Annotated in this window: 22 protein-coding genes and 8 tRNA genes; 3 read left to right on the forward strand and 27 right to left on the reverse strand. The window is 63.3% G+C overall.

What is annotated here, in order from left to right; translation table 11 throughout:
• Positions 1-70: 70 nt before the first annotated feature.
• The 15 genes from AC0L58_RS09150 to rlmE form a co-directional block, all read right to left on the reverse strand.
• Positions 71-147: transfer RNA gene (locus tag AC0L58_RS09150), tRNA-Asp, on the reverse strand.
• Between the two features lie 8 nt (positions 148-155).
• A tRNA-Val gene (locus AC0L58_RS09155) sits at positions 156-230 on the reverse strand.
• A 20-nt stretch (positions 231-250) separates the two neighbouring features.
• On the reverse strand, positions 251-523 hold the full coding sequence (locus AC0L58_RS09160) for an HU family DNA-binding protein (protein WP_077511405.1): 273 nt from the start codon (positions 521-523) through the stop codon (positions 251-253).
• A 340-nt stretch (positions 524-863) separates the two neighbouring features.
• Positions 864-3,353: an endopeptidase La gene (gene lon, locus AC0L58_RS09165; protein ID WP_473682665.1), complete on the reverse strand. Its 2,490-nt coding sequence runs from the start codon at positions 3,351-3,353 to the stop codon at positions 864-866.
• Positions 3,354-3,523: 170 nt separating this feature from the next.
• Positions 3,524-4,819 carry an ATP-dependent Clp protease ATP-binding subunit ClpX gene (gene clpX / locus AC0L58_RS09170; protein WP_473682667.1) on the reverse strand — a complete coding sequence of 432 codons (1,296 nt, stop codon included), beginning with the start codon at positions 4,817-4,819 and terminating at the stop codon, positions 3,524-3,526.
• 109 nt (positions 4,820-4,928) lie between these two features.
• Positions 4,929-5,552 (reverse strand): ATP-dependent Clp endopeptidase proteolytic subunit ClpP, encoded by a 624-nt coding sequence (gene clpP / locus AC0L58_RS09175; protein WP_473688659.1) that lies wholly within the window; start codon positions 5,550-5,552, stop codon positions 4,929-4,931.
• A gap of 42 nt (positions 5,553-5,594) precedes the next feature.
• On the reverse strand, positions 5,595-6,887 hold the full coding sequence (gene tig / locus AC0L58_RS09180; RefSeq protein ID WP_473682669.1) for a trigger factor: 1,293 nt from the start codon (positions 6,885-6,887) through the stop codon (positions 5,595-5,597).
• A gap of 90 nt (positions 6,888-6,977) precedes the next feature.
• Positions 6,978-7,062: transfer RNA gene (locus AC0L58_RS09185), tRNA-Leu, on the reverse strand.
• A gap of 229 nt (positions 7,063-7,291) precedes the next feature.
• Positions 7,292-7,367: transfer RNA gene (locus AC0L58_RS09190), tRNA-Lys, on the reverse strand.
• A gap of 36 nt (positions 7,368-7,403) precedes the next feature.
• Positions 7,404-7,480: transfer RNA gene (locus AC0L58_RS09195), tRNA-His, on the reverse strand.
• 13 nt (positions 7,481-7,493) lie between these two features.
• Positions 7,494-7,570: transfer RNA gene (locus AC0L58_RS09200), tRNA-Arg, on the reverse strand.
• Between the two features lie 25 nt (positions 7,571-7,595).
• Positions 7,596-7,672 (reverse strand) — tRNA-Pro (locus tag AC0L58_RS09205).
• A gap of 180 nt (positions 7,673-7,852) precedes the next feature.
• Positions 7,853-7,929 (reverse strand) — tRNA-Arg (locus tag AC0L58_RS09210).
• Positions 7,930-8,179: 250 nt separating this feature from the next.
• Positions 8,180-10,138: an ATP-dependent zinc metalloprotease FtsH gene (gene ftsH / locus AC0L58_RS09215; RefSeq protein WP_473682671.1), complete on the reverse strand. Its 1,959-nt coding sequence runs from the start codon at positions 10,136-10,138 to the stop codon at positions 8,180-8,182.
• Positions 10,131-10,784 carry a 23S rRNA (uridine(2552)-2'-O)-methyltransferase RlmE gene (gene rlmE / locus AC0L58_RS09220; protein ID WP_473682673.1) on the reverse strand — a complete coding sequence of 218 codons (654 nt, stop codon included), beginning with the start codon at positions 10,782-10,784 and terminating at the stop codon, positions 10,131-10,133. Before rlmE ends, ftsH begins: the two co-directional genes overlap by 8 nt.
• A gap of 80 nt (positions 10,785-10,864) precedes the next feature.
• On the opposite strand from rlmE, the gene yhbY reads away from it, so the two are divergent.
• Together yhbY and AC0L58_RS09230 are read left to right on the forward strand one after the other, a co-directional pair.
• Entirely contained in the window at positions 10,865-11,161 is a 297-nt protein-coding gene (yhbY, locus tag AC0L58_RS09225) for a ribosome assembly RNA-binding protein YhbY (RefSeq protein ID WP_473682675.1), read from the forward strand.
• A gap of 9 nt (positions 11,162-11,170) precedes the next feature.
• A complete protein-coding gene (locus AC0L58_RS09230) occupies positions 11,171-11,548 on the forward strand; it encodes an Mth938-like domain-containing protein (RefSeq protein WP_473682677.1) in 378 nt (125 codons plus the stop codon).
• A gap of 33 nt (positions 11,549-11,581) precedes the next feature.
• On the opposite strand, the gene AC0L58_RS09235 is transcribed toward AC0L58_RS09230, so the two are convergent.
• From AC0L58_RS09235 to surE, 4 genes are read right to left on the reverse strand one after another with little or no spacing between them, the layout of a single operon-like run.
• Entirely contained in the window at positions 11,582-12,544 is a 963-nt protein-coding gene (locus AC0L58_RS09235) for a peptidoglycan DD-metalloendopeptidase family protein (protein WP_473688661.1), read from the reverse strand.
• A 49-nt stretch (positions 12,545-12,593) separates the two neighbouring features.
• Positions 12,594-13,199 (reverse strand): YqaA family protein, encoded by a 606-nt coding sequence (locus tag AC0L58_RS09240; protein ID WP_473682679.1) that lies wholly within the window; start codon positions 13,197-13,199, stop codon positions 12,594-12,596.
• Positions 13,199-13,894: a protein-L-isoaspartate(D-aspartate) O-methyltransferase gene (locus AC0L58_RS09245; protein ID WP_473682681.1), complete on the reverse strand. Its 696-nt coding sequence runs from the start codon at positions 13,892-13,894 to the stop codon at positions 13,199-13,201. The genes AC0L58_RS09240 and AC0L58_RS09245 overlap by 1 nt, the downstream gene beginning before the upstream one ends.
• Before the next feature lie 3 nt (positions 13,895-13,897).
• The gene (gene surE, locus AC0L58_RS09250; protein ID WP_473682683.1) at positions 13,898-14,695 is read right to left on the reverse strand and encodes a 5'/3'-nucleotidase SurE; all 798 of its coding nucleotides are present in this window, start codon (positions 14,693-14,695) and stop codon (positions 13,898-13,900) included.
• 141 nt (positions 14,696-14,836) lie between these two features.
• On the opposite strand from surE, the gene AC0L58_RS09255 reads away from it, so the two are divergent.
• A complete protein-coding gene (locus tag AC0L58_RS09255; protein WP_473682685.1) occupies positions 14,837-15,382 on the forward strand; it encodes a Smr/MutS family protein in 546 nt (181 codons plus the stop codon).
• Positions 15,383-15,413: 31 nt separating this feature from the next.
• Here the strand turns inward: AC0L58_RS09255 and truD are convergent, their stop codons facing one another.
• The 8 genes from truD to AC0L58_RS09295 all read right to left on the reverse strand — a co-directional run bounded on the left by truD (position 15,414) and on the right by AC0L58_RS09295 (position 23,404).
• A complete protein-coding gene (gene truD / locus AC0L58_RS09260; RefSeq protein ID WP_473682687.1) occupies positions 15,414-16,424 on the reverse strand; it encodes a tRNA pseudouridine(13) synthase TruD in 1,011 nt (336 codons plus the stop codon).
• A gap of 93 nt (positions 16,425-16,517) precedes the next feature.
• Entirely contained in the window at positions 16,518-17,909 is a 1,392-nt protein-coding gene (gene mgtE / locus AC0L58_RS09265; protein ID WP_473682689.1) for a magnesium transporter, read from the reverse strand.
• A complete protein-coding gene (gene ispF, locus AC0L58_RS09270) occupies positions 17,906-18,379 on the reverse strand; it encodes a 2-C-methyl-D-erythritol 2,4-cyclodiphosphate synthase (protein WP_473688663.1) in 474 nt (157 codons plus the stop codon). The genes mgtE and ispF overlap by 4 nt, the downstream gene beginning before the upstream one ends.
• The gene (gene ispD, locus AC0L58_RS09275) at positions 18,379-19,074 is read right to left on the reverse strand and encodes a 2-C-methyl-D-erythritol 4-phosphate cytidylyltransferase (RefSeq protein ID WP_473682691.1); all 696 of its coding nucleotides are present in this window, start codon (positions 19,072-19,074) and stop codon (positions 18,379-18,381) included. Before ispD ends, ispF begins: the two co-directional genes overlap by 1 nt.
• Positions 19,071-19,397, reverse strand: a complete 327-nt coding sequence (gene ftsB / locus AC0L58_RS09280) for a cell division protein FtsB (RefSeq protein WP_473682693.1) — start codon at positions 19,395-19,397, stop codon at positions 19,071-19,073. Before ftsB ends, ispD begins: the two co-directional genes overlap by 4 nt.
• A 19-nt stretch (positions 19,398-19,416) precedes the next feature.
• Positions 19,417-20,715 carry a phosphopyruvate hydratase gene (gene eno, locus AC0L58_RS09285; RefSeq protein WP_473682695.1) on the reverse strand — a complete coding sequence of 433 codons (1,299 nt, stop codon included), beginning with the start codon at positions 20,713-20,715 and terminating at the stop codon, positions 19,417-19,419.
• 72 nt (positions 20,716-20,787) lie between these two features.
• On the reverse strand, positions 20,788-21,621 hold the full coding sequence (gene kdsA, locus AC0L58_RS09290) for a 3-deoxy-8-phosphooctulonate synthase (protein ID WP_473682697.1): 834 nt from the start codon (positions 21,619-21,621) through the stop codon (positions 20,788-20,790).
• Between the two features lie 109 nt (positions 21,622-21,730).
• Positions 21,731-23,404 (reverse strand): CTP synthase, encoded by a 1,674-nt coding sequence (locus tag AC0L58_RS09295; protein WP_473682699.1) that lies wholly within the window; start codon positions 23,402-23,404, stop codon positions 21,731-21,733.
• Between the last annotated feature and the right edge of the window lie 21 nt (positions 23,405-23,425).

Raw genomic sequence — 23,425 nt, forward strand, 5'->3', positions numbered from 1 at the left:
TCGCCTGGGGCAGCACCGGGCACGCATGACTCAAATGACAAGGGCGCCACGCGGGCGCCCTTGCGAAATGTGGCGGAGTGGACGGGACTCGAACCCGCGACCTCCGGCGTGACAGGCCAGCATTCTAACCAACTGAACTACCACTCCGCACTATTTGGTGGGTGCTGTAGGGATCGAACCTACGACCACCGCCTTGTAAGGGCGACGCTCTACCGCTGAGCTAAGCACCCCGAAACCAAGCGCAAGCCGCTTAGTTTAGGGCATCCTTCAGGCTCTTGCCAGCCTTGAACGCAGGCACTTTCGAGGCCTTGATCTTGATCGTTTCATTGGTACGCGGGTTGCGACCGGTACGGGCAGCACGCTTGCGCACCGTGAACGTACCGAAGCCCACCACCGAGACATCCTCGCCCTTCTTCAGCGACTTCTGCACGGCCTCCAGATACGCTTCCAGCGCACGCCCGGCATCAGCCTTGGTCAGCTCGGCCTTCTCGGCAATGGCATTGATCAGATCGGTTTTGTTCATTGAGAAGCTCCCATGTTCGGATTTCGCCCGCGTGACCGGTCCCGGAGGTGGTCATCGCAGGCATGGATGGTTGGCTGTCGCCAGGACCGTAACGCAACTCCGCATCGCTGCGCTGTCAGGCAATGCAGGGGCTGCGGCAACGCCTTTATACCAGTGCCTTGCCGCAATCCGCAACACAAGTCACAGCAACGTTTTCGCCAGATTGGCGACCCACAAACTTGCTAGCAGAACCTGTGCCGAAAGACCACTGGACAACTTCGCCGACCAGCGGCGAAAAACTCGGAATGCCGGCTGATCGCGCACGCGAGGCGGCGCGACCAGCCAGACCTGACCGTGGCAATCAGTGCGTCAGGGAAGGACCCTTTGCCGACTTTTCCGGAATCCCGGCCGCAGGAGGTTCTTCAGCGGACCTCGGCTGCAATGGTCGTTCCAGGGCGATATCGAGCACCTCGTCGATCCAGCGCACCGGATGGATGTCCAGCGACGAGGTGATGTTCTTCGGCATATCGACCAGATCCTTCTTGTTGTCATCCGGGATGACGATGGTGGTGATTCCGCCCCGGTGTGCCGCCAGCAGCTTTTCCTTCAAGCCGCCAATCGGCAGCACGCGACCGCGCAGGGTGATCTCACCGGTCATCGCCACTTCGGATCGTACCGGCACCTTGGTCAACACCGACACCAGCGCCGTACACATGGCGATGCCTGCGCTCGGGCCGTCCTTCGGCGTGGCGCCCTCGGGTACGTGGATGTGCACGTCCAGCTTCTGGTGGAAGTCCGGATCGATGCCAAGCCGATCCGCGCGGGCGCGCACCACGGAAAGCGCCGCCTGGATCGACTCCTTCATCACGTCACCGAGCTGGCCGGTGTGCACCAGGCGACCCTTGCCGGGTACGACCGAACCTTCGATGCTGAGCAGTTCACCGCCGACCTGGGTCCACGCCAGTCCGGTGACCAAGCCGATTTCGTTCTGCAGTTCCTTGCGGCCGAAATCGAAGCGGCGCACGCCGAGGTACTGGTCAAGGTTGGCTGACTTGACCTTGACGCTGTCCGGTCCCGACTTCGTGCTGCTCCTGGAGGACTTCGAGGCAGCAGCCTTCGCGGACGACGCCCTGGCCTTGGCCTTCTTCACCTGGCCGAGGGTCAACTCCTTGACCACCTTGCGACAGATCTTGGAAATTTCGCGCTCGAGATTTCGCACGCCCGATTCGCGCGTGTAGTAGCGCACGATGTCGCGCAGCGCATCTTCGGCAATGCTGAGTTCCTCGGGCTTCAAGCCGTTCGCCTTCAGCTGTTTCGGCAACAGGTACTTCTGGGCGATCCCGAGCTTTTCGTCCTCGGTGTAGCCGGGAATGCGGATGACCTCCATGCGGTCCAGCAACGGACCGGGGATATTCAGCGAGTTGGCCGTCGCGATCCACATCACTTCGGACAGGTCCAGGTCGACTTCCAGATAGTGATCGTTGAACGCGTGGTTCTGTTCCGGATCGAGCACTTCAAGCAGCGCCGACGAAGGATCACCGCGGAAATCCATCGACATCTTGTCGATCTCGTCCAGCATGAACAGCGGATTCCTGGCAGCAGCCTTGCTGAGGTTCTGCACGATACGACCGGGCATCGACCCGATGTAGGTGCGTCGATGCCCGCGAATCTCGGCCTCGTCGCGCACGCCACCGAGGCTCATCCGCACGAATTTGCGATTGGTCGCCTTGGCAATCGATTGTCCCAGCGAGGTCTTGCCCACGCCCGGGGGACCGACCAGGCAGAGGATCGGGCCCTTCATGACCGACACGCGCTGCTGCACGGCGAGGTACTCGAGGATGCGCTCCTTGACCTTCTCCAGGCCGAAATGATCGGCGTCGAGCACTTCCTGCGCCATCTGCAGGTCCTTGCGCACCTTGCTGCGCTTCTTCCAGGGCACGCCAACCAGCCAGTCGAGGTAGTTGCGGACAACGGTAGCCTCGGCGGACATCGGCGACATCTGCTTGAGCTTGTTGAACTCCTGGCGCGCCTTGCCAAGCACCGCCTTGGGCATGCCGGCGGCGTCGATCTTCTTCTGCAGCTCCTCGATCTCGTTCGGGCCATCCTCGCCGTCGCCGAGCTCCTTCTGGATCGCCTTCATCTGCTCGTTCAGGTAATACTCGCGCTGACTCTTTTCCATCTGCGACTTGACCCGGCCACGGATGCGCTTCTCGACCTGTTGCAGGTCCATCTCGCCATCCACCAAACCGATCAACAGCTCCAGCCGCTTGCCGACATCGGCCGTCTCCAGCACCTTCTGTTTGTCGGCCATGCGCACGGAAAGATGGGCCGCGATGGAGTCCGCGACGCGCGAAGGATCGTCGATGCCCGACAAGCTGGCCAGCACCTCCGGCGGCAACTTGCGGCTCTGCTTGACCAGCTGCTCGAACAGCGAGATCAAGGTGCGCGACACCACATCCAGCTCGCGCTCCTTGGCGTTGTAGGCCGGCTCAATCAGGCGCGATCGTGCCGTCAGCATGCCGTCGGATTCCTTGAAATCCTCGATTGCCACCCGCGATTGTCCTTCGACCAGCACCTTGACCGTGCCATCGGGCAATTTCAGCAGCTGCAGCACGCCGGCCAACGTACCCACCTCATGCAGATCCGAAATCTCCGGATCATCGATATCCGGGCTTTTCTGGGCCACGAGAAGGATCTGCCGCTCGCCGTCCATGGCGCGCTCCAGCGCGCGCATCGACTTGTCACGGCCGACGAACAGAGGAATAACCATGTGCGGATAGACCACCACATCGCGCAACGGCAATACCGGCAGGGCGTCCAGCGCAACGGGAAGGGGGGCTTGCTGGGGCATGAAAGATCAATTCCTCGTAATCGAACCTGGCTTTGTCCCGACACTGCACCGGGCCTCTCTACACGTCAAGTGGAGGCGAAGGGCTGGCGGCTCAAGGTGTGCGGGCCGCACAAAACAGAGCGGCTCCGGTGATTTCACCGGAGCCGCACGGATCAAAGGCGCGCGATGGATCAGGCGGCGGCGTCGCCACCCTCGCCTGCCACGCGCTGCTGCATGTTGCCGCGATAGATCAGATAGGGCTCGGCCTGGCCCTCGATCACCGCATCGTCCACCACGACCTTGCTGACGTGCTCCAGCGAGGGCAGCTCGTACATCGTGTCGAGCAGGACCTGCTCCAGAATCGTGCGCAAACCACGAGCGCCGGTCTTGCGCTTGAGCGCCTTCTTCGCGATCGCCAGCAACGCCTCCGGGCGGAATTCCAGCTCGACTTCCTCCATCTCGAACAGCTTCTTGAACTGTTTGGTGACGGCGTTCTTCGGCTCGGTGAGGATTTTCACCAACGCCGTCTCGTCCAACTCGTCCAGCGTTGCCACCACCGGCAGCCGCCCTACAAACTCGGGGATGAGGCCAAAACGCACCAGATCGTCCGGTTCCACGTCGGCCAGTACCTTGCCCAGATTCTGGGTGCGCTCCTTGCTGCGCACCTCCGCCCCGAAACCGATACCGGTGTTTTCGGAACGCTGCTGAATGACCTTTTCAAGGCCGGCAAACGCACCGCCGCAAATGAACAGGATATTCTTGGTGTCGACCTGCAGGAATTCCTGCTGCGGGTGCTTGCGCCCACCTTGCGGCGGCACCGACGCCAGCGTGCCTTCGATCAGTTTCAGAAGTGCCTGCTGCACGCCTTCACCGGAAACATCCCGCGTGATCGACGGGTTTTCGCTCTTGCGCGAGATCTTGTCGATCTCATCGATATAAACGATGCCCGATTGCGCCCGGTCCACGTCGTAGTCGCACTTCTGCAGCAGCTTCTGGATGATGTTCTCGACATCCTCGCCCACGTAACCCGCCTCGGTGAGCGTGGTGGCGTCGGCGATGGTGAACGGCACATTCAGCAGGCGTGCAAGGGTTTCGGCCAGAAGGGTCTTGCCCGAACCGGTGGGACCGATCAGCAGGATGTTCGACTTGCCCAGCTCGATGTCGTCGCTCTTCTGGCGCGACTCGATGCGCTTGTAATGGTTGTAGACCGCCACGGCCAGCGCTTTCTTGGCGCGAGTCTGACCCACCACATATTGATCCAGCGACTCGCGGATCTCGCGAGGTTTGGGCAAATGGGTACGGCCGGAGGCGGCCTTCTCCTCCAGCTCCTCACGGATGATGTCGTTGCACAGCTCCACGCACTCGTCGCAGATGAACACGGATGGACCCGCGATCAGCTTGCGTACTTCGTGCTGGCTCTTGCCACAGAACGAGCAATAGAGAATCTTGCCGCTGTCGCTGGAACGCCCCTGCCGGTCGTCGCTCATACTCTCGATCCCGCTGGTCAATCTGGATGCGCCGCGAGAATACCACAGGGCCCCGCGTCTGCCTGCAGACGCAGAGCCCATCTCGCGAACTTGGGGTGAAACCGGTGAATCAGGCCGACTTGACCGTATCGACGGCGCGCTTGTCGAGTACTTCGTCGATCAGACCGTAGGTCTTTGCGTCCTGCGCGTTCATGAAGCGGTCCCGCTCCATGTCCAACTCGATCTTTTCCAGCGGCTGGCCGGTGTGCTGCACGTAGAGCTTGTTCAACCGCTCGCGGATGTAAAGGATTTCGCGCGCCTGGATCTCGATATCGGTCGCCTGTCCCTGCGCACCACCGGATGGCTGATGGATCATGATGCGTGAGTTCGGCAAGGCGAAACGCTTGCCTGCGGCACCGGCCATCAACAGGAACGAGCCCATGCTGCAGGCCTGGCCGATGCACATGGTGCTGACCGCCGGCTTGATGAACTGCATGGTGTCGTAGATCGCAAGCCCGGCCGTCACTGCGCCGCCGGGGCTGTTGATGTAGAAGTTGATGTCCTTGTCCGGGTTTTCCGACTCCAGGAACAGCATCTGCGCCACGATCAGGTTCGCGACCTGGTCGTTGACTTCGCCGACCAGGAAGATCACGCGCTCCTTCAGCAGGCGCGAGTAGATGTCGTAGGAACGCTCGCCGCGAGCCGTCTGCTCGACGACCATCGGTACCAGGTTGAGATTCGTGATGGGGTCCATGGTCATGCTCGCGCCTTCAAGGATGGAGTGGCCTGGCATTGGTCAGGCGTTGGCGGGACGCATCACGTCGTCGAAGCTCAGGTCCTGTCGGGTGGTCTTGGCATGCTCGGCCACCCATTCGGCCACCTGGTCTTCCATCACGCGATTCTGCAGCCCTGACATCAACTGGGGGTCGCCATTGTAGAGTTCAATGACCTTCTCGGGCTCTTCGTAGGTCGAAGCTATCGCAGCCAACTGCTCGGCAATGCGCTTCCTGTCGATCTTGAGCTCCTGCTTGCGCGCGATCTCGCCCATCAGCAGGCCGGCGATGACGCGCTTGCGGGCAATCGGGATAGCGGAGTCGATCAACTGCTGCGGAGGCTGCTGACCCTGCGGGACGCTGCCGGCCGCCAGGCTGCGCGCTTCGGATTGCACCATCATCTTCGGCACATCCAGCTGACCGTGCGTCTCGGCAAGCTTCTCGGCCACTTCGGACTTCAAGCGAGCCATCAGCGCCGCCTTGAGCTCGCGCTCCAGATTGGCCCGGACTTCCTTGCGGAAGGTCTCCAGATCACCGTCCTCGATCCCGAACAGCTTGGCAAACTCGCCGTCGATCTCGGGCAGCTTCGGCTCCTGCACCTTGATCACGTGGAAGCTGACACTGGCGGTCTTGCCGGCCAGTTGCTCGTTGCGGAAGTCCTGCGGAAAGGCGATCTCGGCATCGAACGTGTCGCCGGCGACATGGCCCGTCAGAGCCTCGTCAAGCGCCGCAAACAGCGTGCCCGAACCCAGCACGCTGCCGGCGCGCTCCAGCCCCTCGGCCGGGAAACGATAATCACCCGCCGTCGCCGAGTACTCGAACATCACGAAGTCGCCTTCGATCGATGCCCGCTCCACTTCGTCGAAACTGCGCCGCTGCATGCGCAGCGTCTCCAGCATCCGGTCTATATCGCCGTCAGTCACCTCGGCAACGACACGATTGATCTCCAGCGCGGACACGTCGACTTCGGGCAGCTCCGGCATGATCTCGAACGTCGCGGTATAGGCGATCTCGCCGTTCTCGGGCTTGCCGGTGGTGTTGATGGCCGGATTCGCGATCGGCTGCAGCTTTTCCTGCTCCACCGCCTCGCGCAACGTGCTGCCGATCAGGTCGGACAACACCTCGCCACGAACCTGCTCGCCGAAGCGCTGCTTGATCACCGTCGCCGGCACCTTCCCCGGACGGAAACCCTTCAAACGCACGGTGCGGCCCATCTCCGCGATCCGCGCGCTGACCTGCGTCTCGAACCGCTCCGCGGGGAACTTCACCGTGAGCTTGCGCTCCAGCGAACCGACATTCTCAACCGAAACCTGCATGACGTCTCCTGGTACTGCTTGATGTTGTGGCCCTGCCACAGGCGCCATGGCGGGATTGCCGCCTGCCAAATTGAGGAACCCGGGCGAACATGGTGCGAAAGGGGGGACTCGAACCCCCACGGGGTTAACCGCCAGTACCTAAAACTGGTGCGTCTACCAATTCCGCCACTCTCGCGTTGTCGCCACGACCCGACGTGCCAGAAGCCTGGTAGCGGGCACCCCTCGGACCATACTGAGGATCACCACTCACACCCCACTCGCGGCATCGTCCAAGTCAATGATTCCCTTGTACGAAAGCAGACCATTTTACGATTGCCAGGCCTTCAAGCACAAGCGCCGTGACCGATTCAAAGGCCGCAAAGCAAAACGCCGACCGCTGGTCTGGCGGTCGGCGTTTTGCCTGTTGGTGGGCCGTGAAGGATTCGAACCTTCGACCAATTGATTAAGAGTCAACTGCTCTACCAACTGAGCTAACGGCCCATGAACTGGGATGTACCCGAAAAACCGGGGTGAAACTGGGGTGGATGATGGGATTCGAACCCACGACAACCGGAATCACAATCCGGGACTCTAACCAGCTGAGCTACATCCACCATCGTTTGATACTGGCGCGCCCGACAGGAATCGAACCTGCAACCCTCGGCTTAGAAGGCCGATGCTCTATCCGGTTGAGCTACAGGCGCAGTCATTACCGGCAGAACGTGTTGCTGGTCGGGGCAGAGGGATTCGAACCCCCGACTTTTGCGTCCCAAACGCAACGCTCTACCAGACTGAGCTATACCCCGCTTTCGAATCCTCGATCACTTCCGCCACCGAAGCCTTCAAATGTTACGGGTGACGCCTCGCTCAGTCAATCCGTGTCGAAGCACACCATGCCACCTGAACCCACTGTTTCCATCGTCACGAAGCATCCGTCTCGATGAAAACGAAACGGGGTGCATGCACCCCGCCTCATTGAATAAAAATGGTGCGCCCGGAGAGATTCGAACTCCCGACCACCTAGTTCGTAGCCAGGTACTCTATCCAACTGAGCTACGGGCGCACTGAAAAAAAACTCTCACTCCATGCGTTGATGCCTTGGCATCGCCGCGCTGAAGCAAGAAGCGGAATTATTCAGACTCTGCGCGCAGGCGTCAACCCTTTTCGTGAAATTTGTTCATCGAAACCTGCAACATCGTACCGACGGGATCGAGCCCTGCCTGCTCCATCAGACGAAAGGGGCAGCCGTGGCTGCCCCTTTTCGCTTGCCCTGCGCTACCCGGCCAAGGAACTGGTATGGCCGTCCAAATCCATCAATCGTCCAGGCCCGCGCGACTCTGAGCAGCCGGTTCGCCGACCTTGCCTACCGGTGCACCTGCCCCGCCCTTGGGCGGCGGGGGTGGTGGCGTCGAGCCAGTTGGAGCATCCCTGTTCCAGTCCGCCGGCGGCCCCGGTTCGCGTCCAGCCATGATGTCGTCGATCTGGTGCGCGTCGATCGTCTCGTACTGCAACAGCAGTTCGGCCATGGTGTGCAGCTTGTCGAGATTCTCGGTCAGCAGTTCGCGGCTTCGGGCGTAGGCCCGATCGAGGATGCCGCGTACCACTTCGTCGATCTTGCTGGCGGTTTCGTTCGAAATGCTCTTGTGCTGGGTCACCGAACGGCCGAGAAACACCTCGTCCTCGTCTTCCCCATACGTGATCGGACCGAGTTCCTCGGACAGCCCCCACTTGGTCGCCATGTTGCGAGCCATCTTGGTGGCGCGCTCGATGTCGTTGGAGGCACCGGTGGTGACCTTGTCCGCACCGAAGATCAGTTCCTCGGCAACGCGACCGCCATACAGCGAGCACAACTGCGACTCGATCGCCACCCGGTTGATGCTGTATTTGTCGCCCTCGGGCAGATACATGGTGACGCCCAGCGCACGACCGCGCGGAATGATCGTGACCTTGTACACCGGGTCGTGCTCGGGAACGAGCCGGCCCACGATGGCGTGACCTGCCTCGTGGTAGGCGGTGAGCTTCTTCTCGTCCTCGCTCATCGCCATCGAGCGACGCTCGCTGCCCATCAGGATCTTGTCGCGGGCTTTGTCCAGGTGAATCATGCGGACCTCGCGGGCGTTCTCGCGCGCCGCGAACAATGCCGCCTCGTTGACCAAGTTCGCCAGATCGGCACCCGAGAAGCCCGGTGTGCCACGCGCAATCGTCATTGCATTGACGTCGCTGGAGATCGGCACCTTGCGCATGTGCACCTTGAGGATCTGCTCGCGACCGCGCACATCGGGCAGGCCGACGACGACCTGGCGGTCGAAGCGGCCCGGGCGCAGCAGGGCCGGATCAAGCACGTCGGGACGGTTCGTCGCGGCGATCACGATGACGCCTTCGGTACCCTCGAAGCCGTCCATCTCGACCAGCAACTGGTTCAGGGTCTGCTCGCGCTCGTCATGGCCACCGCCCAGGCCGGCGCCGCGATGGCGACCCACCGCGTCGATTTCGTCGATGAAGATGATGCACGGCGCGTGTTTCTTGGCCTGCTCGAACATGTCGCGCACGCGGCTGGCACCGACACCGACGAACATTTCCACGAAATCCGAGCCGGAAATCGAAAAGAACGGCACCTTGGCTTCGCCCGCAATGGCCTTCGCCAGCAGGGTCTTGCCGGTGCCGGGCGGGCCGACCATCAGCACACCGCGGGGAATCTTTCCGCCGAGCTTCTGGAACTTGGACGGGTCACGCAGGAACTCGACCAGTTCGCCGACCTCCTCCTTGGCCTCGTCGCAACCGGCCACATCGCTGAAATTGACCTTGATCTGGTCTTCGCCCTGCAGCTTGGCGCGCGACCGACCGAAGCTCATCGCGCCACGACCACCACCGCCCGACTGCATCTGGCGCATGAACCAGATGAAAACACCCACGATCAACAATACCGGCAGCCAGCTGATCAGCAAACCGATCAATGAGAATCCTTCCGAAGGATCCTGGCGCACTTCCACGCCCTTGCTCTGCATTTCCTTGACCACCGCATTGGTGGAATAGCCGAGCATGGGGACGACCGTGCGAAACGCACTGCCATCCTTCAGCTTGCCGCTGATGGTGGCGGGCTGATCGGCACCGATCTTGGCGCTGGAGACGTTGCCGCTCTCCACGTTCTGCACGAACGCGCTGTAGGGCAGGTTGGAGGAAGCTCCGTCCCGCGGATTGAAGCTCTCGAACACGGTGAACAGGACCACCGCAATGATCACCCAGAGCAACACATTTTTCGCTGTTTCATTCATGCACGGTTCTCGCCGGTGGCACCGCGCCGGGCTTGCGCCCGGTCGCCAGTGCATACACCTCGCGCGAACGGGCGCGCGAGGCTTTGGGTTTACGCATGGTCACGCGACTGAAGTCTGCACGCAAGCTGCGCAAATAATCGTCAAAACCGACTCCCTGGAACAACTTGATCAAGAAGGAGCCGCCGGGCTTGAGCCACTGCCGACTGAAATCCAGCGCCAGCTCGGCCAACGCCATCGCACGGATCTGGTCGGCCAGCGCCACACCACTCATATTGGGGGCCAGATCGCACAGTACAAGATCCAGCCGGCATCCTTCGAGCCGGGCCTCCAGCTCGCGCAGGACGGACTCCTCGCGGAAGTCGCCCTGCAGGAAATCCACGCCGGCGATGCTTTGCATCGGCAGGATATCCAGGGCAAACACCTTGCCGCTGTCGCCCAGCCGGTTGCGTACCAGTTGCGACCAGCTGCCCGGCGCTGCACCCAGGTCCACCACGTTGATGCCGGGCTTCAGCAGCCGGTCCCGCTCGATCAGCTCTTCCAGCTTGTAAACGGCACGCGAACGCAGGCCCTCGGCCTGGGCCTTCTTGACGAATTCGTCTTTGAAATGTTCGCGCAGCCAGACGGCGCTGCTCTTGCTGCGTGCCATGTCGTTGGAATGAATCGAAGGGACGGGATCGCTACATGATACCCTGTGCAGTCAATCGATCGTGAACCGAGCCCCGTCAGATGCCCCTCACTCCCTCGCAGATCCGTTACCTGCGCAGCCTCGCCCATGACCTGAGTCCGGTGGTGCTGCTCGGCAACAAAGGCGCCACTGAAGCCGTCGTGAAAGAGCTGAACCAGGCGCTGGACATCCACGAACTCGTGAAAGTGAAGCTTTCCGGCGGCGACAAGGACGGTCGACAGGCCCAGATCGCCGTGCTTACCGCGGGCACCCAGGCGCAACAAGTCCACCAGATCGGCCATGTCGCGGTGTTGTTCAGGCGCAACGCCAACGAGCCCAAGATCGCGTTGCCGCGGTAGGACGTCCGGATGGACCTGTCACTCGATCTCCCCGAAGGCTACCTGTTCGTACGCCGCGTCGCCCCGGGCAGCATCACGCTGGTCGACCGCGTGGTCGACGACAGCTTCCTGCTCACCCCGACCCATATCACCGAACACTGGCCCGTCGAGGCGGCGACCACGCTGGACGCCAACCACGTCGACGCCCTGCTCGCGTTGAAACCGGAAGTGGTGATCCTGGGCACCGGCCAACGCCAGGTGTTCCCCGCGGCCGCCTTCATGGCGGGCTTCCTGCGCCAGGGAATCGGCATCGAAGTCATGGACAATGCCGCCGCCGCGCGCACCTACAACCTGCTGGCCAGTGAAGATCGCCACGTGGTTGCCGGGTTCATCCTCGCAGCGTCCTGATCACCACCATCCAGCAAAGCGCTCGTATCCTGATCAGCGCGGCGGCAGGTAGCTCAACGGATCGACCGGATTGCCGTTCTTCCGGATCTGGAATTCCAGCTCGTTGCGGGTAGCGCCGGTGGATCCCATCTCGGCGATCTGCTGCCCCGCCTTCACCTGCTGCCCTTCCTTGACCAGGCGTTTGCGATTGTGCCCATAGGCCGACAGGAAGCTGTCGTTGTGCTTGATGATCACCAGCTCACCGTAGCCGACCAGACCATTGCCGCTGTACACCACCACGCCATCGGCAGCCGCACGGACCGGATCGCCTGAGTTCCCGGCGATCTCGATGCCGGGGATGGCATCGCTGCTGTTGAACCGGCTGATCAGCTTGCCCTCGACCGGCCAGCTCCAACTCACCCCACCCACAGCGCGCGCAGGGCCTGCGGATGCCGGTTTGGAAACGGGTGCAGCGGGCGGTGGCGGGGCAGCGGAGACACCAGCCACAGGTACCGACTCGACCGGGACCGGCGCAACCGGATGCGACGCTGGCACGGCGGATGCGACAGGAGCCGCCGGCACCTGGGCCGATGGGGTCGCCGCCGATGCGGATGGGGCTTTGCCCACGGGCTCGAATACCGGCGCCGCAGGAACCGCGGAATGAGATGGGGACGCGGTGTTGGGCGCAGTCGCCACCGACGTGGTTGGCGACAAGGTCAGACGCTGACCCGGCCAGATCGTGTAGGGCGCGGCGATACCGTTCCAGTGTGCAAGATCGCGAAAATCCACGCCCTTGCGAAAGGCGATCGAGTAAAGCGTGTCGCCCTTCAGCACGACATAGCTGCCGCCCGGGATCGGCGTTCGCGCCTGCTGAATCGGGTGCGCCTGACCACGGGCCGCCACGCCGCCGGCAGGCTCAACCACCACCGAACTGCGCATGGTGCCGCAGGCGGCGAGCCATACCGATACAAGAAGCAGGGACAACCAGCGAAACGATCCATTCATGCGCCTGAGCATAACCAGACGGCTGGTCTTTTTCATGCTCACGCTCCCTTCGCCCGGATGTTCAGCGCGACCACAGCCACCACGCCAGCAGCAACGCCAGCACCGCCAGCGCGACCCAGCCGATCCATTCGATATGCTTGTGCAACATGCGCTCGGCGCGCTCGCCGAACAGGCGAATCAGCAACGCCAGCAGCCAGACGCGCTTGCCCCGCCCGATCGCCATGCAGGCCAGAAACGGCAGCAGCGGCACGCCAACGATGCCGGCAGCCCAGGTCACCAGCTTCATCGGTATCACCGGCTGCAGCGCCGCCAGCGTCAAGGCACCGAGCATGGCCAGCCAATGCTGGTTCATGTCTGCCCGCAACGTGTCTACCCAGACCGTGATGACCTGCTGCATGTGCACGCTCAGCAGCGGCTTCAGCCCCTCGTACGCCCAGTGTCCCAAGGCGTAACCGACCAGCGCGCCCAGCAGGGAAAACAGCAGCGAGATGTTGGCGTAGAAGAAAGCCTTGGCGCGCTTGCCCAGCATCATCGGCGCAAGCATCACCTCCGGCATGATCGGAAAGATGAATGCCTCGACGAAACTCAGCCCGCACAAGTAGTACACGGCATGCGGTGCGCGGGCCCAGACCAGTGCGCGCGCATAAAGTGTTCCGAACAGGCGCATCAACCAATACCGCCAAGCAGGGGAACGAAACTGACCGGACCGAGTTCTTCCAGTGCGAAGTCCCCCCGGCCATCGCCGCGCATGCGGATCAGGTTCTGCCGGCTGGGCGAACCCACCGGCGCCACCAGCACGCCGCCGGGGCTGAGCTGATCGAGGATACGGCTGGGAATGGTGTCGCCGGCCGCGGTAAGGATGATCGCGTCGAACGGCGCCTCGTCGGGCCAGCCCAGCTTGCCGTCGTCATGGCGCGAACGCAGATTGGTCAGCCCAAGCTGACGGAACCGGCGACGCGCCTGGCGCAGCAGGGCTTCGATCCGCTCGACCGTGTAAACCTCACCGACCAGCGCCGCCAGCACGGCGGCCTGGTAACCCGAGCCCGTGCCGATCTCCAGTACCTTGCGCGGCATCTCCCGCTGGCCTTCGAAATGCTCGAGCATGGATTCGGTCATGCGCGCCACGACCCAGGGCTGCGAGATGGTCTGGCCATGGCCGATCGGCAATGCATCGTTCTCGTACGCACGCGAATGCAGGGCCTGATCGATGAAATGATGGCGCGGCAGGTTGCGAATGACCTCGATCACGCGCGAATCGCGGATGCCTGCCTCCTGCAGCACGGCTGCAAGTCGGTCGCGTGCGCGTTGGGAGGTCATGCCCTCGCCCTTGAGGGCGGCCGGTGGCAAAGGATAAGTGTTCATTGGTCAGGCTGCCTCGTCGTCGCTGGTGCTGGCCCGGCTCATGCCGTCGCTCAATGTCTGCATCCAGCTGCTCACCTTCTCCAGCGCCTGGAACCGCGTCAAGTCGACGTGGATGGGAGTGACCGAGACAAACCCGCGGCGCACCGCGTTGAAATCCGTACCCGGGCCGGCGTCATCGACCTCGCCGGCCGGACCAATCCACCAGATGGGCCGCCCGCGCGGATCGGTCTGCGCGATGCATGGCCCGGAGCGGTGCCGCCGCCCCAGCCGGGTGACCTCGAACCCCTGGATATCGGCCCAGGGGCGATCCGGCACGTTCACATTGAGGATGGTGTCGGCCGGCAACGGATCGACCAGCAGCCGCTGCATCAGCAGCAGCACCGCCTGGGCCGCCGAATCGTAGTGCTCGCCCTTGTGATCCCGGCTGACCAGGGACACGGCGATCGCCGGCAGACCGAGGAAGCGCCCCTCCATCGCCGCCGACACCGTGCCGGAATAGATCACGTCATCACCGAGATTGGCGGAGTTGTTGATGCCTGAAACCACCATGTCCGGCTCTTCGTCGAGCAGGCCGGCCAAGGCCAGATGTACGCAGTCGGTCGGCGTGCCGGCAACGCGAAAATAGCCGTCGCCCATCGGCAGCACCCTGATCGGCGCATCCAGAGTCAGCGAATTGCTCGCCCCGGAGCGATCACGGTCCGGCGCCACCACGGTGACCTCACCCACGGCGCGGAGGCGCTCTGCCAACACGCGGATGCCTGGCGCATCCACGCCATCGTCGTTGCTGACCAGAACTCGCATGATGCTCCGTCGAAAACTGCCTGCCTGCGCCACACGACCTGATCGTGGCAACTGCATGATGGCTGCAAGTCTACCGTAGCGTGCCCACTGTTTCACTTCGATTCATCCCACGAGACGCCGACTTCTGGCTAGGATGGGGCCATGAAGCATCGCACCCGCACCATGATCAGCGACGACGACCGCCGCCTGTTCCGTGAGGCGATCGGCGAGGTCCAGCGATTCGCCGCCGTGGCACCGCCGCCGGCAGCCGCCAAACCGGTGCCGCATCCGCATATGCGCGATGCAGATGAAGCAGCCGTGCCAGGCGAATTGCTGGACATGGTCTTTGATCCGGCTCTGCTCGAAGTGGGCGAGGAACTCAGTTTCCTGCGCGATGGCTATCCACCGAAGCTGTTGCGCCAGCTCAAGCGCGGTCAGTTCAGCATCCAGGACGATCTCGACCTGCATCAGATGAATGCGGCAGCGGCACAGGCCAGCATCATCGACTTCCTGGCCGAAGCCCGACGTGCCGGCATTCGCTGCGTGCGGATCATCCATGGCAAGGGCCTGCGCTCGAAGGCGGCCGGGCCGGTCTTGAAGGGACTCACCGACCGCATGCTGCGTCGACGCGACGACATCGTTGCCTTCGCCTCGGCGCAACCGGCGCTGGGGGGCACAGGCGCGGTCGTGGTGTTGCTGAGGGCGTGACCGCACCTGCAGTCGCGCACAGGGCGCTCTCCTACATCATGGCGGCCAGCTCACGCACGACCACCGTGGCATACGCGCCGGCCGGCAGTTCGAACGACAGTTCAAGCGCACCATCACCCAGCCAGCGCCAACGCAAGCGCTCTGGCAGCAGGCGCAAGGCGCGGCGATCCTGATCCATCCGCGCGTCCGCCAGCCCGGCTGTCAGGTCGCCGTGCGTCGCACCGATCTCGCGCTCGAGGGCGCCGGCATCTGCCTTGGTCGGCGGTTCACCCCGTCCCCACAGCGGACCGGACGGGTGGATGTCACCACGCGCCAGGCGATCGGCCAAGGCGTCGTTGAACGATTCGGGGCCGAACCACGAACGCGAGCCGGCCAGGCACCAGACCTCCCCTTCCAGCGGCGTGTCCCAGCAACCGCGTTCGACCCGTGCCGCCAACACGTCGTTGAAGATTTGCGAACGCGCCGCAGACAACAGCAACGAACGCTTGCTCCGGTCGACGCGGCGTCCCTCGAACATCGCCCGCGCCTGGGCCACGTTGCCACCCTCGCGACCAAAGCGCTGTTCGCCGAAGTAGTTCGGCACGCCACGCGTGGCGATCTGCTGCAACACCTGCTCGGCTTGCGCCCGATCGCCTTCGACCTCGCGCAGCACCAGCACGAAGCGATTGCCACGCAAGGCGCCGCGCTTGAGCTTGCGCGAATGTCGGGTGGCTGCCAGCACGCTGACCTCCCGATGCGGAAAAGTCGACCAGTCCGGATCGGGTTTACCCGCCAGTTGTACCGAAAAGGTCTGACGGGTGACCGCCTGGCGGTCCTTCATGCCCGCAAAACCGACCGCGACCTGCGGCACCCCCGCAAATTTGGCAAGCTCGCGGGCCACCCAGTCGGTATTCGCCCCGCGCTTCTCCACCCACAGCAACAGATGCTCGCCCGCACCATCGGCGTCGTAGCCAAGAATTTCCTCGACCCGGAAATCTTCAGGGATGGCGCGCATGCGTGCCGTCAGGGACGGCGTGCCGCAGGCGTGAGGGAGCTCGGACATGGATATCCAGTGACGATGAGAAAAACAGGCGCCTATCGTAACAACGGATGAGTCGCAGTCTGCGCGTGGCGCGCCACCCAGAACGGTATCCCGCTACATCAGGAAGATCGAAGCCAGTCCGAGAAAGATGAAGAACCCGCCACTGTCGGTCATGGCCGTGATCAGCACGCTGGAACCCAGCGCCGGGTCGCGGCCGAAGCGGGTCATCAGCATCGGGATGCCGACACCGGCAAACGCCGCCAACAGGAGGTTCAGCGTCATCGCCGCTGTCATCACCATGCCGAGCGAGGCGCTGTCATACAGGAGCCACGCCACGATGCCGATGACACCGCCCCACACAACGCCATTCAGCAGCGAGACGGTCAGTTCCTTGCGCCACAGTCGCTTGGCACTGTCAGGGCTGATCTGATTGAGCGCCATCGCGCGCACGATCATGGTGATGGTCTGGTTGCCCGAGTTGCCACCGATACCGGCCACGATCGGCATCAGCGCAGCCAGTGCCACCAGGCGCTCGATCGAACCTTCGAACAAGCTGATCACGCGCGAGGCGATGAAGGCAGTCATCAGGTTGATCGCCAGCCACATCCAGCGATTGCGCAGCGAAGCCCATACGGAGGCAAAGATGTCCTCTTCCTCGCGCAGGCCGACGCGGCCGAGCGCCTCGCTCTCGCTTTCTTCCCGGATCACGTCGACCATCGCATCAATGGTGATGCGGCCGATCAGATGGCCCCGATAGTCGACCACGGGCGCGGTCACGAGGTCGTAGCGTTCGAACGCCTGCGCCACTTCGTAGGCATCGTCGGTGGGGTGGAACGTGTTGACGTCCGGCGCCATCACTTCGCTGACCATCTTGTCGGGCGAGTTCACCAGCAACCAGTGCAGCGGCAGTACCCCGGTGAGCAGGTTGTCCTGGTTGATCACGAACAGCTTGTCTGTCTGCGGCGGCAGCTCGTCCCATCGGCGCAGGTAGCGCAGGACCACTTCCAGGCTCACGTCCTCGCGGATGGTGACCATCTCGAAGTCCATCAGCGCGCCGAGCTCATCCTCCTCATAGGACAGCGCCGATTGCACCTGTTCGCGTTGCTGCGAATCGAGGCTCGCCATCAGCTCGGGCAGCATCGCCGTGGGCAGATCTTCGACCAGGTCGGCCAGTTCGTCGGCGTCCAGCGGCTCGACGGCGGCCAGAATCTCGTGGCGATCCATGTCCGCGATCAGCGAATCGCGCACCGCGTCGGAGACTTCCAGCAGGATCTCGCCGTCCCGATCTGCCCTGACCAGCTGCCAGATCGCCAGGCGGTCATCCAGCGGCAACGATTCCAGTATGAAGGCGATGTCGGCCGGATGCAGTTCGTCGAGCTGCTCGCACAACTTTGCCTGCGCCGTGGCCGACAAGGCCTCGTCGTCAGGACGGCGCAGCAGTTCGACGACAGCTTCCAGCTGGTCGTGCAACCGATGGGTGGTGCGCCTGGCCTCGGTCTCGTTCACACCCGCTCCAGCAACACGCAGGCCTGGGCGGCGATGCCTTCGGCGCGACCACAGAAGCCCAACTGCTCGGTCGTGGTGGCCTTGACGCTGATGCGATCGACTTCACAACCCAGATCGGCAGCCAGGATTTCCCGCATGGCTTGCGCGTGCGGACCGATCCTGGGCGCCTCGGCGATCACCGTGACGTCCGCATTGCCCAGCGCGTAACCGTGCTGCGCGGCCAGCGACGCCGCGTGGCGCAGGAACTGTCGACTGTCGGCATCGCGCCAGCGTGGATCAGAGGGTGGGAAATGCTGGCCGATGTCACCGAGCGCCAGCGCCCCGAAGATTGCATCGCACAGCGCGTGAATCACCACATCGCCGTCGGAATGCGCCAGCACCCCCCGGCGATGCGGCACACGCACGCCGCCGACGACGACATGGTCGCCGTCGCCAAAGGCATGTACATCGAATCCGGTGCCTATGCGCATCATGCGGTTCTCGTGAGAAGGAATTCGGCCAGCGCGAAATCCGCCGGCGTGGTCACCTTGATATTGTCCTCGGCACCCTCGACCAGCAAGGGCATGAAACCGGCGCGCTCCATCGCCATCGCTTCGTCGCTGACATTCACGCCGTCCCGGGCGGCCTCGCGCAGCGCCGCCGACAGCTGGCCACGCCTGAACATCTGCGGCGTGAACGCGCGCCAGCGGCGCTCACGGGGTTCAGTCCGTTCCACCCGATCTGCCGCATCGGCATGTTTGAGCGTATCCCGGAGCGGCGCTCCGAGCAGACCGCCATCGACCGCCGCGGCAAGCTCGATCAGCCTGCCGATATCGGCATCGCGCACGCAAGGGCGCGCTGCATCGTGGACCAGCACGAAGTCATCCGGGCCCACCGTTGCGGGCAAGGCCTCCAGCCCGGCAAGCACCGAATCGCTGCGTTCCGCGCCACCGACCACGGCAAGCACCGGTTTGTCGTGCAGCGTTTCCAACCCTGTCCAGTACGCATCCGCCGCCGCCACAGTGACCAGCAAGCCGGCAATCCGAGAGTGCGCGGCCAGGCGCGCCAGCGTGTGCTCGATCAACGGTCGCCCCGCCAGCAGTTGATACTGCTTCGGACGATCGCCGCCGACCCGCGTGCCGCGTCCCGCCGCCGGCACCACGCACCACAGCGCGGGCGCCGTCATGGCGATCCGGTCGACGCTGCAGGCGTGGCGGCACTGGCCGGGCGGGCCGGTGGATCAACGACCTGATAAAACACCTCGCCCGGCTTGATCAGCCCCAATTCGGTACGTGCACGTGCCTCGACCGCCTGATCGCCGTGCTTGAGATCATGCACGTCGGCGGCCAGCGCCTGATTTCGTTTCTGCAGCGTGTCGTTCTCCTGCGACTGCTTCTTCACCGCCACGCGCAGACTGTCCACCTCGCGCATGCTGCCATTGCCTGTCCACAGCTTCAGTTGCAAGCCGATCAGCAGCAGGAGCAAGAGCAGGGCAAGCCAACGCAGCATGGGCAGTCAATGGTCCCGCTCAAACGGGCAAACGGGTCAGGTTGGGGAACGCGTCGCGACCAGCATAGCGGGCAGCACTGCCCAGCTGCTCCTCGATACGCAGCAACTGGTTGTACTTGGCCACCCGATCGCTGCGGCACAGTGAGCCGGTCTTGATCTGGGTGGCGGTCGTGGCGACCGCAATATCCGCGATGGTGGTGTCCTCGGTTTCGCCGGAGCGGTGCGAAATCACCGCCGAATACTTCGCCGCATCGGCCATCGCAATCGCCTCCAGTGTTTCGGACAGCGTGCCGATCTGGTTCACCTTGATCAGGATCGAATTGGCGATCTTCTTCTGGATGCCTTCGCGGAAAATCGCCGGGTTGGTGACGAACAGATCGTCGCCGACCACCTGCACGCGGTCGCCGATCGCATCGGTGAGCAGCTTCCAGCCGTCCCAGTCGCCTTCGGCCATGCCGTCTTCGATGGTGACGATCGGGTACTGCTTCGCCCAGCCCGCCAGCAGGTCGACGAATTCGGCCGAACTGTACTTTTTGCCCTCGCCGGCCAGATCGTACTTGCCGTCGCGATAAAACTCCGAGCTGGCCGCATCCAAGCCGAGCAGGATGTCGTGCCCGATCTTGTAGCCGGTCTTGTGGATCGCCTCGAGTATGGTGTCGAGTGCTTCGATATTGGAGCGCAGGTTCGGCGCGAAACCACCCTCGTCGCCCACCGAGGTGCTCAAGCCACGGCCCTTCAGCACACTCTTCAGCGCATGGAATATTTCCGCGCCGGCGCGCAACGCTTCGGAAAACGTGGGCAGGCCAACCGGCAGCACCATGAATTCCTGCACGTCGATATTATTGTCCGCATGCTCGCCACCGTTGATGATGTTCATCATCGGCACCGGCAGCGCGCCCGGCTTGCCGTGCGACAGGTATTTCCACAGCGGCTCATCGCGTGAAGCGGCAACGGCGTGCGCGGCCGCCATCGATACACCGAGCAAGGCATTGGCACCCAGCTTGCCCTTGTTCGACGAGCCGTCCAGCGCAATCAGCTTCGCGTCCAGGCCCTTCTGGTCAGCCGCGTCGAAGCCTTTCAGCGCCTCGGCAATGCCGCCGTTGACGTTGGCCACCGCGTTCTTCACGCCCTTCCCGCCGTAGCGGGACTTGTCGCCATCGCGCAGCTCGACCGCCTCGCGCGATCCGGTAGAGGCGCCGCTGGGCACCGCCGCGCGACCGAAACTTCCGTCGGCCAGGGTGACTTCGGCTTCCAGCGTGGGATTGCCGCGCGAATCAAGGATTTCACGGGCGTGGATGCGTGTGATGTTGGTCGTCATATCGGTCCCATACGAGGTGAGGTACTGCTGTATCTCTCGTTGCAACGGCGCATCAGGTGCGCGCCGTGCAGGTTACTGGTCCTGTTCGAGGAAGCCACGGCGCTTGGTCACGGCATCCAGCTCCATCAGGGTTTCAAGCAGCGCTTCCATCTTGTCCAGCGGCCACGCGTTGGGGCCGTCGCTGAGCGCCCTGGACGGATCAGGATGTGTCTCGGCAAACAGCCCGGCCACACCCACGGCCACCGCGGCGCGTGCCAGCACCGGCACAAACTCGCGCTGGCCACCGGAGCTGGCACCCTGCCCGCCCGGCAACTGCACCGAGTGGGTGGCATCGAACACCACCGGGCAATCGGTCTCGCGCATCACGCTCAGCGAGCGCATGTCCGAGACCAGGTTGTTGTAGCCGAAGCTGGCGCCGCGCTCGCACACCATGATGTCGTCGTTGCCCACGGCGCGGGCCTTGGCCACTACATGCTTCATGTCCCAGGGAGCGAGGAACTGGCCCTTCTTGATGTTCACCGGCTTGCCGGCGCGCGCCACCTTTTGGATGAAATCGGTCTGGCGACACAGGAACGCCGGCGTCTGCAGTACGTCGACCACCGCCGCGACCTCGTCCATCGGCGTGTATTCGTGCACGTCGGTGAGTACCGGCACGCCGATCTGGCGCTTCACTTCGCCGAGGATGCGCAGTCCCTCCTCCAGTCCCGGGCCACGGAAGCTTTCACCGGAGGAGCGGTTGGCCTTGTCGAAGCTCGACTTGAAGATGAAATTCACCCCGAGCCTGCTGGTGATTTCCTTCAAGGTGCCGGCCGTGTCCACCTGCAGCTGTTCGGACTCGATCACGCAGGGACCGGCGATCAGGAACAGCGGCTGGTCCAGTCCAACCTCGAATCCACACAGCTTCATGCCCTTTCACCTTGCTTGTAGGAGCGCACCCTGTGCGCGATTGCGATCGCGGGCCGAAGAGCATGGCGCAGTCCCTGGCGGACAAGATGCGTTCCTGCGAGCCTTGCGTTCACGCCGTGGCCTGCTTGCCGGCCAGTCGCTCGCCCTCGCGAACCGCCTTGTACTCGCGCGCGGCACGCACGAAGCCGATGAACAGCGGATGGCCATCGCGGGGGGTCGAGGTGAACTCCGGATGCGCCTGGCAGCCGAGGAACCAGGGATGCTCCTTTTGCGGCAGCTCGACGATTTCCACCAGCAGGTCGTCCATCGACTTGCCGGAGATCACCAGGCCAAGGTCCTCGAAGGACTGCCGGTAGCGATTGTTGAACTCGTAGCGGTGTCGATGCCGCTCGCGCACCACGTCCTGGCCGTACAGCTCGCGCGCCAGGGTACCGGCCTTCAGGCGGCACTCCTGCGCACCCAGACGCATGGTGCCGCCGAGGTCGGAGCGGTCGCTGCGCTGTTCGATCTCGCCACTGGCGGTGGTCCATTCGGTGATCAGGCCGATCACGGGGTTGGGCGTATTGCGATCGTTCTCGCTGGAGTCGGCATCGGCCAGGCCAGCCACGTGACGGGCAAAATCCACCACGGCCGCATGCATGCCGTAGCAAATGCCGAAATACGGCACGCCATGCTCGCGGGCAAACTTCGATGCCAGCACCTTGCCCTCGAAGCCGCGCTTGCCGAAGCCACCGGGCACGAGGATCGCATCGGCCTTGCCCAGCACCTTGGCCGCACCTTCGGCCTCGACCTGCTCGGAATCGATCCAGTCCAGGTTCACCCGTGCCTGCTGCTTGATGCCGCCATGGCGCAAGGCCTCGCCCAGCGACTTGTAGGCATCCTTGTGCTCGACATACTTGCCGACGATGGCCACGGTGATCTCGTCCCTGGGATGCTCGACCGCATCGACCGTGCGCTGCCACTCGGACAGATCCGCCGGCTTCGCGTCCAGACCCAGCTGCTTCACCACGATCTCGTCGAGGCCCTGCTGATGCAACCACAACGGCTGCTTGTAGATGACGTCGACATCGGCGGCGCTGATCACCGCCTTCTCCGGCACGTTGGTGAACAAGGCGATCTTGCGCCGCTCGCCTTCGGGCAGCGGCTCCTCGCAGCGGCACAACAGGATGTCCGGCTGGATACCGATCGAGCGCAGTTCCTTCACCGAGTGCTGGGTCGGCTTGGTCTTGATCTCGCCGGCGGCCTTGATGAACGGCACCAGCGTAAGGTGCATGAACACCACTTTCTCCGGCCCGTGTTCGATGCGCAACTGGCGGATCGCCTCCAGGAATGGCAGCGACTCGATGTCGCCCACGGTGCCGCCGATTTCCACCAGCGCCACGTCGAAACCCCGCGTCGCCTCGTGGATGCAGTGCTTGATCTCGTCGGTGATGTGGGGAATCACCTGCACCGTGGCGCCAAGATAGTCGCCCCGGCGCTCCTTGCGAATCACCGCTTCGTAGATCTTGCCAGTGGTGATCGAGTTCTTGCCGGCCAGGCGGGTACGCACGAAGCGCTCGTAGTGGCCAAGATCGAGGTCGGTTTCGGCACCGTCGTCGGTGACATAGACCTCGCCATGCTGGAAAGGACTCATCGTGCCCGGATCCACATTGATATAGGGATCGAGCTTCATCATGGTGACCGAAAGGCCGCGCGCTTCGAGGATGGAAGCGAGCGACGCCGCAGCAATGCCCTTGCCAAGCGAGGACACCACACCGCCGGTGACAAAAATCAGGGGGGTCATGGAAAGCAGCCGTGCTGGAAA

The organism is Rhodanobacter sp. G2-10 (assembly GCF_055809185.1).

Bases quoted from the DNA above. Each gene is read 5' to 3' on its own strand.
- AC0L58_RS09160 (WP_077511405.1), bottom strand. From the start codon at position 523: ATGAACAAAACCGATCTGATCAATGCCATTGCCGAGAAGGCCGAGCTG.
- lon (WP_473682665.1), bottom strand. From the start codon at position 3,353: ATGCCCCAGCAAGCCCCCCTTCCCGTTGCGCTGGACGCCCTGCCGGTA.
- clpX (WP_473682667.1), bottom strand. From the start codon at position 4,819: ATGAGCGACGACCGGCAGGGGCGTTCCAGCGACAGCGGCAAGATTCTC.
- clpP (WP_473688659.1), bottom strand. From the start codon at position 5,552: ATGGACCCCATCACGAATCTCAACCTGGTACCGATGGTCGTCGAGCAG.
- tig (WP_473682669.1), bottom strand. From the start codon at position 6,887: ATGCAGGTTTCGGTTGAGAATGTCGGTTCGCTGGAGCGCAAGCTCACG.
- ftsH (WP_473682671.1), bottom strand. From the start codon at position 10,138: ATGAATGAAACAGCGAAAAATGTGTTGCTCTGGGTGATCATTGCGGTG.
- rlmE (WP_473682673.1), bottom strand. From the start codon at position 10,784: ATGGCACGCAGCAAGAGCAGCGCCGTCTGGCTGCGCGAACATTTCAAA.
- yhbY (WP_473682675.1), top strand. From the start codon at position 10,865: ATGCCCCTCACTCCCTCGCAGATCCGTTACCTGCGCAGCCTCGCCCAT.
- AC0L58_RS09230 (WP_473682677.1), top strand. From the start codon at position 11,171: ATGGACCTGTCACTCGATCTCCCCGAAGGCTACCTGTTCGTACGCCGC.
- AC0L58_RS09235 (WP_473688661.1), bottom strand. From the start codon at position 12,544: ATGCTCAGGCGCATGAATGGATCGTTTCGCTGGTTGTCCCTGCTTCTT.
- AC0L58_RS09240 (WP_473682679.1), bottom strand. From the start codon at position 13,199: ATGCGCCTGTTCGGAACACTTTATGCGCGCGCACTGGTCTGGGCCCGC.
- AC0L58_RS09245 (WP_473682681.1), bottom strand. From the start codon at position 13,894: ATGAACACTTATCCTTTGCCACCGGCCGCCCTCAAGGGCGAGGGCATG.
- surE (WP_473682683.1), bottom strand. From the start codon at position 14,695: ATGCGAGTTCTGGTCAGCAACGACGATGGCGTGGATGCGCCAGGCATC.
- AC0L58_RS09255 (WP_473682685.1), top strand. From the start codon at position 14,837: ATGAAGCATCGCACCCGCACCATGATCAGCGACGACGACCGCCGCCTG.
- truD (WP_473682687.1), bottom strand. From the start codon at position 16,424: ATGTCCGAGCTCCCTCACGCCTGCGGCACGCCGTCCCTGACGGCACGC.
- ispF (WP_473688663.1), bottom strand. From the start codon at position 18,379: ATGCGCATAGGCACCGGATTCGATGTACATGCCTTTGGCGACGGCGAC.
- ispD (WP_473682691.1), bottom strand. From the start codon at position 19,074: ATGACGGCGCCCGCGCTGTGGTGCGTGGTGCCGGCGGCGGGACGCGGC.
- ftsB (WP_473682693.1), bottom strand. From the start codon at position 19,397: ATGCTGCGTTGGCTTGCCCTGCTCTTGCTCCTGCTGCTGATCGGCTTG.
- eno (WP_473682695.1), bottom strand. From the start codon at position 20,715: ATGACGACCAACATCACACGCATCCACGCCCGTGAAATCCTTGATTCG.
- kdsA (WP_473682697.1), bottom strand. From the start codon at position 21,621: ATGAAGCTGTGTGGATTCGAGGTTGGACTGGACCAGCCGCTGTTCCTG.
- AC0L58_RS09295 (WP_473682699.1), bottom strand. From the start codon at position 23,404: ATGACCCCCCTGATTTTTGTCACCGGCGGTGTGGTGTCCTCGCTTGGC.